The sequence below is a fragment of the Roseovarius halophilus (ex Wu et al. 2025) genome (assembly GCF_047086965.1).
The window spans coordinates 1-251 of record NZ_JBKOTX010000670.1 but is presented as its reverse complement, the minus strand read 5'-3'; the positions used below and the strand labels follow the sequence as shown (position 1 = coordinate 251).

1 protein-coding gene is annotated in these 251 nt (G+C 57.4%); it reads right to left on the bottom strand.

The genetic code is table 11. From position 1 onward, the window contains the following. Positions 1 to 251 (bottom strand): hypothetical protein (locus ACH107_RS33975; protein ID WP_412509945.1); only part of this gene is annotated, 251 nt, incomplete at both ends.

Here is a 251-nt window from a genome sequence, read left to right as displayed (position 1 = left end):
GTCTTGATGTCATCGGCCGTGATGACCTGCACGTTGGCGGGTGCTTCATTGGCCGCTTCTGCGTACTTGGACGCACCGGTCACCACCTGCACTTGCATCAACTGCTCGATGGGCAGCGCGGTCAGATCGCTCACGTCGGTTCCCGCATAGACGATGGCTGGTGTCAGCAGAAATGCCAGCGCAAACTTTTGCGCATTGCCGATCCGCCTGAAATTCCGCAAAAACAGGTGCAGCGACAAGACAAACGGAAC